The 10,977-nt window shown below is 59.4% G+C and carries 9 protein-coding genes; all 9 read right to left on the bottom strand.

All coding sequences use genetic code 11. The features are described 5' to 3' along the window. Nucleotides 1-1,520 (bottom strand): hypothetical protein (locus tag WW58_RS01880; RefSeq protein ID WP_288143390.1); only part of this gene is annotated, 1,520 nt, incomplete at its 3' end. A 728-nt stretch (nucleotides 1,521-2,248) separates the two neighbouring features. Continuing rightward, nucleotides 2,249-3,952 (bottom strand): hypothetical protein, encoded by a 1,704-nt coding sequence (locus tag WW58_RS01875; protein ID WP_046434921.1) that lies wholly within the window; start codon nucleotides 3,950-3,952, stop codon nucleotides 2,249-2,251. A 2-nt stretch (nucleotides 3,953-3,954) separates the two neighbouring features. Continuing rightward, nucleotides 3,955-4,425, bottom strand: a complete 471-nt coding sequence (locus tag WW58_RS01870; protein WP_094153260.1) for a hypothetical protein — start codon at nucleotides 4,423-4,425, stop codon at nucleotides 3,955-3,957. Nucleotides 4,426-4,446: 21 nt separating this feature from the next. Beyond that, entirely contained in the window at nucleotides 4,447-7,758 is a 3,312-nt protein-coding gene (locus WW58_RS01865) for a hypothetical protein (protein ID WP_046434918.1), read from the bottom strand. Further along, nucleotides 7,755-8,321 (bottom strand): hypothetical protein, encoded by a 567-nt coding sequence (locus WW58_RS01860; RefSeq protein ID WP_046434916.1) that lies wholly within the window; start codon nucleotides 8,319-8,321, stop codon nucleotides 7,755-7,757. The genes WW58_RS01865 and WW58_RS01860 overlap by 4 nt, the downstream gene beginning before the upstream one ends. A gap of 93 nt (nucleotides 8,322-8,414) precedes the next feature. Beyond that, the gene (locus WW58_RS01855) at nucleotides 8,415-9,323 is read right to left on the bottom strand and encodes a phage capsid protein (protein WP_046434914.1); all 909 of its coding nucleotides are present in this window, start codon (nucleotides 9,321-9,323) and stop codon (nucleotides 8,415-8,417) included. 55 nt (nucleotides 9,324-9,378) lie between these two features. Next, complete coding sequence (locus WW58_RS01850) at nucleotides 9,379-10,236, bottom strand: hypothetical protein (RefSeq protein ID WP_046434912.1); 858 nt, start codon at nucleotides 10,234-10,236, stop codon at nucleotides 9,379-9,381. A 12-nt stretch (nucleotides 10,237-10,248) separates the two neighbouring features. Continuing rightward, the gene (locus tag WW58_RS01845; RefSeq protein WP_046434910.1) at nucleotides 10,249-10,569 is read right to left on the bottom strand and encodes a hypothetical protein; all 321 of its coding nucleotides are present in this window, start codon (nucleotides 10,567-10,569) and stop codon (nucleotides 10,249-10,251) included. Further along, nucleotides 10,556-10,977, bottom strand: a 422-nt coding sequence (locus tag WW58_RS01840) for a hypothetical protein (RefSeq protein ID WP_288143389.1), incomplete at its 5' end; no start/stop codon positions are given. The genes WW58_RS01840 and WW58_RS01845, both read right to left, overlap by 14 nt.

Raw genomic sequence — 10,977 nt, 5'->3', positions numbered from 1 at the left:
CCTCGCGCCGTCTCCGCCGCATGCGCTTCAGCGGCGGCCACCACATCCATCGTCCTCACCCCGCCGCGGGCAGCCAGCTTCCTCATCCCGTCCGCGTCACCCAGCCCCACCTTCACGCCGTCCACCTCCTTCCCATAATTTTGGCGCATAAAATCCTGAATCCCATCCTGCATCATCGCATACCGCGCCACGTCACTCTCCTCCGCCCGCATCCGGGCAAGCAGGGAATCGCTAAAACCAAACGTCCGCTTCAGCTTCCCATACTCCCGGCTCAACTGCCGCTGCATCCCGGCCTCAGCCGTAAACCGCGCCCCGGCCCCCACCAGCGCAAACGCCAGCACGGAACCAAACAACTCCATATTCTGGTCACGGTTCGTAAAATCCTTCCAAAACCGCTCCCAATCAATCCCCGGAGCCTCCCCGGCCATCACGGAAGCCAAACTCTGCATCACAGGATCGGCCAAATCCTGCAACTTCTCCGTCGTCATCTCCTCGCCCAGCACCATTCCCCCAGCCACGCCGGAACGCGCCCCTGCCCGCAGGGCGGAACTCTTCAGCCGCATCGCCTGACGGCTCAGACTCAACTTGCTCATCCACTTATCCACAAACGCGCTCCCGGATCTCAACCCCATCACTCCCTTTGCCACGATCGCCCCGGCCCGATCCAACGCCCCTTGAACCGCGCCGCTCGCCGCCGCGCCTCCCAGCCTCGCCAGCCTTCCGCCATCCGGCCGCTCCTGCACGGCCTTACTGTAACTATCCCCGGCATAAGACATCGCCGCCACTCCGGCCCCCACGCCGGAAAAACTCAACGCCGTAATCGGCACAGACCGCACCGCGCTCAGCACCCCATTCCCAAACCACCCATACTCCGGCTTGTTAATCGGCCTGTACGTCCCCTGCGCCATCGCCAGAAAAGCATCCAGCCTCCGGCCATACTCATCCGCCGCCTTCGCGTCAGCCTTCAGGGCAGACCCGTCCCCGCCAAACAACTCCTTCACTCCCCCCGCCACATCCAACTGTGCGGCAATCCCGCCGCGCAACAAAGACCTGATTCCATTACCTAAATCCTCCCAGCCACGGTTCCCGGCCTTCCATACATTCGCCATATAACTCCTCTCATTCCCGCCCTTGCGCTGCACAATCTCCGCCAGCGCATCCATCTGGGCATCCGTAAGGCCATCCATCGCCTTCAGGGCTTGGTGGATTGAAGCCATCCCCTCCGGCTGAAAAATCCGGTTCGCCGTCCCGTCAGCATACTTCACGGCCCACTCCAGCCCCTCCATCACGCGCGGCAATACCGGCTCCAGCCCTCGCCTTGTCCTCTCCGCATCCGCCTTCACCCATCGCAATGTATTCCCCACCTTCTTATACATATCCTCTCCCATTTGTCCCCTCTGCTCCCACAACGCCTGTCTTCCGTCCCCGCCCGTCAGCACAGCCTGCCTCACGCTCTCGGCAGCCCCCTTCAGCAACTCGTCAGCTTGTGCGTCCTTCTGAGCCTGACGACTCAAAAACATGTATACTGTTTGCCCAGGCTTATTAAAATCAACCTGTTCTCCCTGTTCCTTCAAACGGATGCACATCTGCTCCAGAACAGGCACTCCATTTCCAGCTTCCACCTGCCACTTTGCATAACCACCCTCATTCAAAGCCCAACCAAACACTATAGAGCGATAACGCATCTCATCTCCAATCTCTCCATCCGGTAGCTTCCGCTCTGCAAACCGCTTCTTCAAACCTTCCGGAATCTTTTTTAGATCACCGCAAAACACACTCCGGTGCCAAACCTCCTTATCCTTTCGCCGCTCCGCGGCAGCATCCTCATTCACACCGGCCTGAAAACGCAGCACATCCGTAAAAAACGGCAATCCACGCCGCTTCCTCGCCACAAAATAATTCTTCAACCTCTCCCTCTCCTCGCCCAACACCCTCATCTTCTCCGCCCTCAATGGATCATCCCCTCCTTTCCTCAAATCAGCGGCCAGCATCTTCCCCCTCTGATAACTATTCCAAGCGTCAGCCTGCCAGCCCTCCCCCTTCTGCCGCAAATACCGATCCATTGCCGGATCAATCTCCACAGGGAACAACTGCCTGCCCTCTCCGTCATCATAAACCGCATTCGCGCTCTCTTCCAAAAACTTATCCCTCTTCCCGCTACGTTCAAACTCCTTCGCCTGAGCCGCTACCTGTGAAATATCATTTCCAAACATAAAAACTTTTAACTATTAAACATTAACAAGAAACATCACTTCTCCCCATTCTCCCACGCCCATTTGGCCTCCACCATCCGCTTCAACTCACTCAACTCTGCTGCCGAACTCGTTTTAATCACATGGACAGCGGCCTGATAACACCGTTGCAAATCATAACCCTTCATATCCACCTTGCTCAACACCCTCCTCCACTCATTCCGCCCCTGAACTTCATACCCCCAATTTCCATCCAACGGAGGCAATAACGCAGCATTCCCCGCAACATTCACATCTATGCCAAGCTCATCCATTGCCTCGCCTTCTTCAACATCCCTGCGAGGGACAACAACTGGTTCAGAAGCGGCAACTCCGGAAAATTTCACATTCTCACTCCACTCCGGTACAACTTTTCCACCGTTCACCGCTAACCTCATCGCCTGAGCCCGAATCTCCTCACGGCTTGCCCCCGGATTCTCACGCACCCACTTATCCAACCCTTGTTGTACTTGATATGCCATCCCCATCACACGCTCATGCACTTTGAAATCAACTAAACCATCATCATCCTTCCATTTCCCAAAACTACCGCTATCCACCAAACTCTTCACAACACTCGCCGCTTCCCTGGCCGCCCCCCGGAACCGTGCGGGCACATTCCCCATGGCCAGATCCTTCAGCTCCGCCATCATCCTCTCCTTCGTCGTCTTGGAAAGCATGGACGTGGCAATCTCCCTCTCCACCTCCGCATACATCGTCCCGTCAACATCCAAATCAGGCTCATACCCCCGCAACAAACCATCCACCCGCATAAAATCCTCCGGACTCGTGTACAACTCCGCCTCCTCCTTCCCCATCTTCTCCACAGCCTTCCTCCGCCGCTCTTCCGCCGCCCGCAAACTCATCGCGTCATCCACGGCCACGCGCCCCTCCTTCACATCCTTCTCCAAATCATTTCCCCGGAACTCCCGGCCCTCAAACGCATCCATCACATACCCCTGAGCCACTCCGGCCTGAGCCTTGCGCCTTGCCGCCTCCGCCTGTTTCCGGAACCCCTCAATCACATCCGGCCTACCCTTCACCGCATCCAGCCCTCCCGACTTCTCCAGCGCATCCAACCCATGAAAAGGATCTCTCTGAATCGCCGTCTGCACCCTGCTCTCCGTCTCCTTGAAACTCACATCCTGAAACATCAACTGCTGCTCATCCGGCTCCATCACCCCCTCCGCGCCAGCCGTCTGCACCGCTTCCCTCGCGCCATAATAATCCCCACCCCTCAGGCAAAAATCATACCTCGCCTTGAAAGACTTGGCAGCCCTCTCCTTACTCGCCAGCAACTCCCTGCGCCCGGCATCAATACGGCCCGTTGACGTAAACGCATCATACCACAGCCGCGCCCGCTCCTTCACCTCCGGCGTCTTAAACTTAACCTTGCGGAACATAGGCCCCAGCCTCTTGCTCACCAGCGCATTCCAGCGGGCCTCCCTCCCCGGCTTATTCCCCGCCGCCAGCTCGGCATTATCCCATAACCCTCTCTCCTCCTCCATCAACCTCTTCACATCCTCAAAACTCCCCGCATCGGCCATCCTGTCCGCCTTCTCCTGCAACCGCGCCCTCTCCTCATCCTCCCGCGCCAGCAACCTCGCCCCGGCCCCCATCTCCCCGGCCACCTCCGCCGCCGCGCGCGCCGGAGCCGTTGCGGCCCCCGTATCAGCCAGCACAGGCTCATGATACCCGCTCAACAAAGAAAACTTATCCATATCTACTTGAAAGCATTAAAAGCCGTTGCGCCGCCCTGCACCACGCCGCTCAGCAAACTCCCGAATCCGGACACCTTGCCGGCCCGCTCCGCCTGCCTCCCCTTCCACCTCTCCATCTGGGCCTGCTCCCTCATGGCGGAAGACCGCTGCAAACTGCGCGCCGCCAAATCATTCACCTCCTGCTCAAACCGCGTCGCAACCTTCATCTCCCTCCCCAGCGCGCTCCCGCTCCGTTCCACGCCGCTCGCCGCTGTCTGCGCGGCGGCCTGCCCTGTGGCCACCCCCTGCATTGCCCGCATCCTCATCTGATTCTCCGCGCTCTCCGCATCCAGCGCATCCGCCTCCCTGTCCAGCGCGGACGCATTATAATAAGCCGTCTGCCGCGCCTGCCGCCCGGCTTCCCTCTCGGCGCGTCCCCGGAACGCGCCGGCCAGCCCCTGAAGACCGGCCATACCTAACTGAAACCATTCCATAATATAATATCTATCAATAAACTACTTTGAAAACTGCACATCAAACCCCAGCAAACGCACATCGCCATCCCCGGCGCACCGCAACTCAAACACCAGCTCATCACTCCACACCCCCGGCACCGTCAAATCCTGCCAGCCGTCCAGCACATCGCCCCGGCTCCTGCTCAACTCCGTCAACCGCCCGCAAAACCCTGCACGCACCCCATCCGCCGCGCTCGCGACAAACCGCGCACGCACGCTCACACTCCCTGACTTTACCCCCGCACCCTGCTCAAACGCAAGCCCATTTGTAACCAGTACGGACTCATACGGCGCCCCGGCATCTCCCCCACGGCTCCATCCGTCCCGGAACACGCCGCACCCCTCCACCAGCCGCTCCAGACTAACCCGGCCATCACGCTCCACAGCCAGCCACACCTCATCGGCATCCTGCCCATCCATCACGGCCACGCTCAACGCCCTGCCGCCCCCTCCCAGCACATGCCTCGTCCACGCGCACACCCGCTGCTCGGCATTATACGTCAGAACAGCCAGCCCGCCATCAGCCCTCACCCCCCAAATCCTCACCTCCGGCACGCGCTGCACGGCCAGCCCCACAAACCCTCCCGGCCCGCCTGCATGCTCGGCAAACGTCGTCGTATCGGCGGCCCTGTACCCGTCCGCCTCAAAACTGTACCCCAGCTCCTTCACCCTCATCCCCCCTCTCTGGACAAACACGCATCCTCCATCCGTCGCCTCCGCATCCACCCGGCTGCACCCCACCCTCAACTGCACGGCAGCGCGGCAAAAATCAGGAGTCACCACGCCGCCCTCGCCTCCGCTCAGCCGCCAAACCTGGGCCGTGGAACCAATCAACAAATCATTCACGCTCTCCATCCACACAATCCGGTGGCAATCCTTGGCCGCCAGCGTCACCTGAATCGCATCTTCATCGCTGTCCCCAATCTGGAAATTGGCAAAATCATCCACCACGCTCCCCCACACCGTCTGTGGATTCGCCGCCGTCCCGGCCAGCCACAACCTCCCTTGGTGCATCGCCACAGCACTCGGCCACCCGCACCCTCCCCCAAACATCCCCCTGCTCCACACATCCGTCACCGCCCTCTCATACGGCAATCCGGCCCCCCCATACGTCTTATAACTCAACCTCAGCACCCTCCACTTCATCCCACCCATCTCTGCCGCCGTCCAAACCTGATCAACGCCTCTCCCCACGGCACCGGACAAAAAATTCACCATATCCATCCCCCCGCTGCGCCACCCGCACCACTTCCACTTCCTCGGCCAAAACCCATTCACCGTCACCTTGCTCTCGATCGTCTTGCCATCCTCCAAATCCCATACAAACTCGCCCCAACCGCCAAGACCAAAATACAACAACACCACACGCCCATCCTCCCTCTCCACACACCCGGCCAGCCCCAAAAAGGAACCCATCTTCTCAACCACCTTCCCATCCTCATACAAACACACACTCCCCATGGCAGCCTCCCCATCCGCCACATCCCCAGCACTCTCTCCGCACAACAACACAGCCCGGCCATCCCGCAACGGCATCACATGCCAGACAGCCTTCTTGCTCCCGGTCACCGTGCAGGCAGTCAAACTCTGCGCCACAGGATCATACACCGCGCATGCAACGCCATTATTGCAGGGGCAAAGCAACACCCTCCCGCCATCCACCACAGCGGCCCTCCGGTAACTCCCGCTTGTAACTGCCAGCCCGGAATGCGCCACCTTCTCCAAACTTCCATCCGCAGGATCATACACATAAAAAGCCGTCGCCATATACGGAGTCAGCAGCACCCGCCCATCATCCAGCAACACCGCCTCGCCAAAAAAACGATCCCCAACCCCTTCCAAAAGCACCTCACTCTCCTCCCCGCTCTCCACATCCAGCACACAACACCTTGCCCCTCCGCTGGTCAAAAACGCCCGGCCATCCTTCAACACACATCCCCCCACCCATCCGCAGCCATCATCCCGTTCCGCGCCCACCTTGCGGCCCCCGCCGTCCACCCGGTCAAACACATAACAACAGGCATGGGCCTTCCCTGCCAGCAGCAGCCTCCCCCCATCCAGCTCCAGCACCGTCCCCCACACCTCCTCCCAATAATCGCCAACCCCGGCAACCAGCCCCTCCGCCTCATAATCCCACGCATTCAGCCTCAACTCATGCCTGCCCCAGTTAGTCGCCGCGGGCTTATACTTCATCACCCGCAACTGCAAACGTGTAGGACGTTCACACGTGCCGCTGAACTCAAAATTCCGCCAATCCCCGTCCCATGACCAAAACCTGTGCAGCACCTCAAACTTATGAGGGCTCAAACTCTCATCCTCCGCATCCGCACCCATCAACTGAAACTCGCCCTGCCACCGCTGATCCTCATTCCCGTAAGTCTTCAGCGTCCACGCCCCCTCATGGCACACGAACGCCCTCTGCGGCCCATCGCTGGAAGCCCACCACTCCCGCATGCTGTTAAACCCGCTCCCAAATCGGCTCACCACCCATCCGGGAAAGAAAAACTCCGGATAATCAGCCAAACTCTTGCTCCCCTTATAATCCGTCCTCCCGTAATACTGCTTATAACATGTCCATGTAACACGCACATCGCCGCTCACCGTCCACAACTCCTGCCCCGCCAAAACAATCGTACCCGCAGCGGACAAATCAGGAACGGCCTCGGGCGGATTACCCGTCCCGGTCAACTCCGCGTGAGTCTGCGCCACCACCACCCGCTCCGCCATATGCTGAGTATAAAGAACACTCGTGCCAAACTCCTCTGAGCGGAACACATGGCGGTCAGCACCAAACATCAACCCACCCGCATCACGCTCAACCCATGCCTCCCCATCCTTGGAAATCGCAAACTCCCTCGGACTCCGGTCAAACTCCATCACCGCCAGCCTCCAATCATCATCGCCATGCCTCTCCAGCCTCTGCGGAGCCACCCTCCCGCACACCACCCACACCACGTCATTGCACTGCACCCACCGCAGCTCCGGCAAATCCTGCTCCGTCCACGGACTCTCCAGCCGGGCGGCCAAACTCCCATCCAGCCGGAACACCTCCACAAACCCCGCTCCAAACACCACCATATACCGCTGCTCATCACTCACATCCATCCCCATCAGCCGCACCCGCCCGCAAGCGGCCCCTCCATCCACCGCACACATCCTCTCCGCGCCGGGCCGCCGCATCAGCCCGCCGAACGTATGCACCAGAAAATTCACAATCGTCTGCGCGCTCCGGCCATACCCATCCACATCATACCTTATCGCCCCCATGCGGTTCCACTCACCTCCGGTAAACGCCACCCTCATCCCGCTCATACAATCCCCCTCCTCCCCCACGGAGACACCGTTTCATCTCTCCCTCCCCGTCCCATATCCTGCAACCGCGCCCGGTACTGCGCCCTCATCTCCAGCCGCCTCACATCCGCTTGCAGCCGTCCCTCCAAATCCCCGCGCCCGGTAACGGTCAACGCGCACAGGCACGCCAGCTTGGCGGCCAGCAACTCTCCATCCGCACAACACCACTCATGGGCGGCATCATCCGGCCTCACTAAATACACCACGCGCACCTCCCTCCCTTCCCCTGTCCAAAACAACCTCCCGTCAAACACGCACCACCCGGCCCCATCCACATCCACCACATCCACACAACCCTCCGGCAACGCCTCGCTCCGCACAAAACCGGGCAGCCGCAAATCCTCTTCACCCTCCAACTGCGCCACCCTCTTCGCCCACACAGGCTTCACCTCCTGCACAACATACTCCACTGCGCTCGGCCACATGGCTCGCAACACAGCCCCCACCTCCTCATCATCCAGCCCCGTCACAGGAGCCTTCCCCAACTTGGCAAGGGCAAAATTAACCACATCCAACTGCTTCATAACATCATCAAAAAACTAAGCTGAAAACGGAGGGCGGCCCGCAGACCGCCCCCCGCCGCTCCACGGCAACAAACATTGCCCGGAAACAACTCCTTACTGTGCGCACAGCACCTTAACAAACCCCTTCTCCTCCAGACGCGTTGCCCCGCAGGCAAACTTCGCGCGGATCTGCAACGCCTCATCCAAATCATCCCTCACGGAAATCTTCACCTTAAAATCATTCCACAGCCCGAACTGGGCGCGGCTCTTCACCCATGCAAGGCACTCCCTCACCCCCTCGGACTTGGGCAAAAGCTCCGTGCGGACAAACTTGAACCCCATAAACGTATCAACCTTCCCATCCACCAGAGCCTTCACGCTATTATAATCGTAAGAAGTCACCTCCGTCGTGCTCAGCAAATTAAGAATCTGCGCGGAAGAACACGCAAACACAAGCTGATCCCCGGCGGCGGAACTATCCTCCGTCCACGCATCCGCCTCCTGAAACATCTGCAACGTCCGGCGCAGCTTAGCCAGCGTCAGGCCGCTTGAGGCCTTCGTGCCGGACTCCACATAATCCTTGGCAACAACTCGGTCGTCTGGAAAAGCCTTAGCCGTCGTCCCGTCCTTACCCACAAAATTCTGCCCTAGAAACGCGGCAATCATCACATCATCCATCTTCCGGTTCGCCGCCATCCTCAACCCCTCCAGCGTCTTGCTCACCGGCAAATCCAAATCGCCAAGCTTCGTCGCGTCAAACTCGTCAAACCCTACCGCCTTGGTGAAAATGCGCGGACGCATGGAACGCCTCAACGTAGGAGCCTCATCAAGCGTGGTGCTCCCCATGCGCGTCGTCTTCTCCTTAAAATCAAGCACCCCGTACTGGTCAATAAACTTCACCTCCCCCTTGCAATCCCTGTCCACCGTCACCAGCTTCTCCAATGCGCTCACCTTCTGTTGCAGCAACACCCCCCACTTATTCGTGTACTTGACCTGATAATTATCGCTAATTGTAACTGCCATAATAATATAATAACTAAATGTTAATAACTCTTGTTCTTACTCGCTCTCCATGACCCTAAAACCCCATCAGGCGGTTATACTGCTCATCGGCATACCTGTGATTGGCATGGTTCGGATTCATAAACGCCTCATGTAAAGGGTGGCTCGGATCATTCATCATCCTCTCCGCCTCCGCCTTCCCCCCGGCAGCCGCGCCCCCGGGCATGTTAAGCCCCTTGGCAGGCTCATCCTGCATCATCGCCCCCATCTGAGCCAGAAGCCGGATCATCACCGGATTCGTGCCGATCACCGGATCATCCACCACGGCACGCACCTCCTCACCACTCACCCCGGTCATCTTGGCCAGCATCTCCAGCGCACTCACCGCACTCCTCACATGCGCCCCATATCCATCTCCCCACAACCCCTCCAGCTCAGCCTTCACAGCGGCCACGCGCTCAGCCTCGGCGGCATCCGCCGCCCTCTGAGCCTCTGCGCTCCGGGTGGCAAACTCATGCACAATCCCCGCAAAAGCCTCCTTCGGCACCCCCAGCTCCCAAGCCTTGCGGCCCAGCACCTCCACCGCCTCCGCATCCCACACCCCCTCCGGCAGCCCCTCCGGGGCAGCGGGCAAAAACTCATCGCCCGCAAACTCCTTATTCATCCCAAGAGCCTCCCTCCATGCCGTCATCGCCGCCTCATCCCCCAAATCATACCGCAGCACGGCGCCCGCTCCGGGCGCACCGCTTCCGCCATCTCCACCACTGTTGCCTCCGTCTCCTTCTCCTCCATCCCCGTCACCGTTTCCGGCCCCATCTCCACCAGCATTATTTCCGGCACCAGCCATCAGGCTCACCGGGCCGCCGCCATTTGCGCCCCCGTCACCTGCCTCCTCGCGCAAAAAACCATTCGCAATCAATTTACCAATAAACATAATATTTAATCTCTAGTCTTTAATACTTAATAAATCCACCAACGCCACCTCACGCATCCCCCTGTCCCGCTCCCGCCCGCCACGCTCAAACCTCACCCGTTCCACCCCCTGCGCCTGCTCGCCCAGACAACCCCGTGCCAGCTCCACCAACTCATGAACACTCCCCCACGCCAAATGCACATAAAACACGCGCCCCCCATCCACCAGCCACCCAAGCAACACAACCTCCCCGCTCATCGCCGCCACACCTCCCGCATCCAGTACCCGTCTGCACTCCTCCCACAAACGCTCATGGCTGCCCGCATACCTCACCGCCCACTCATACCCGCTCATCCTTGGTAAAAAACTTGAAAAACTCCACGGCGGCGGGGTCCGTGATGATAAAAGCCGGGTAGTCCGAGACTGTAAAAATCCTGCGGCCTTTGGTCTCCGCATGGACGGCCTCAACGGTCAAAGACACCGCATCAATCATTGTATAGGCACCATCCTCCGCAAGGGTCAGGACATCTTTTCCCAGCCTTGCCCACACCTGCACCGCCTGCCACGGTTCCGCCAGTCCAACCAGCGCGGCAACAACGGCCTGCATGGCCGGTGCCTGCTCCGCCGGTATCTCGTCCTGCGTATAGCGTGCCGGAGGTCTATATCCGCCCTTGTCCTGATAAATGGGCGTCAGAGTGAATTCCTGCCATGTTCCAGGCTTCGGAAACTGAATTTGTATTTCTGCGTCGTTCATCATTAGAG

Origin of the sequence: Akkermansia sp. UNK.MGS-1 (genome assembly GCF_000980515.1) — a bacterium.
GTDB lineage: Bacteria > Verrucomicrobiota > Verrucomicrobiia > Verrucomicrobiales > Akkermansiaceae > Akkermansia > Akkermansia muciniphila.
The sequence above is the reverse complement of the archived record's forward strand: the minus strand, read 5'-3'. Positions and strand labels throughout refer to the sequence as shown.

Excerpts from the sequence above, each read along its gene's own strand:
- WW58_RS01875 (WP_046434921.1), bottom strand. The coding sequence starts at position 3,952 with ATGGATAAGTTTTCTTTGTTGAGCGGGTATCATGAGCCTGTGCTGGCT.
- WW58_RS01870 (WP_094153260.1), bottom strand. The coding sequence starts at position 4,425 with ATGGAATGGTTTCAGTTAGGTATGGCCGGTCTTCAGGGGCTGGCCGGC.
- WW58_RS01865 (WP_046434918.1), bottom strand. The coding sequence starts at position 7,758 with ATGAGCGGGATGAGGGTGGCGTTTACCGGAGGTGAGTGGAACCGCATG.
- WW58_RS01860 (WP_046434916.1), bottom strand. The coding sequence starts at position 8,321 with ATGAAGCAGTTGGATGTGGTTAATTTTGCCCTTGCCAAGTTGGGGAAG.
- WW58_RS01855 (WP_046434914.1), bottom strand. The coding sequence starts at position 9,323 with ATGGCAGTTACAATTAGCGATAATTATCAGGTCAAGTACACGAATAAG.
- WW58_RS01850 (WP_046434912.1), bottom strand. The coding sequence starts at position 10,236 with ATGTTTATTGGTAAATTGATTGCGAATGGTTTTTTGCGCGAGGAGGCA.
- WW58_RS01845 (WP_046434910.1), bottom strand. The coding sequence starts at position 10,569 with ATGAGCGGGTATGAGTGGGCGGTGAGGTATGCGGGCAGCCATGAGCGT.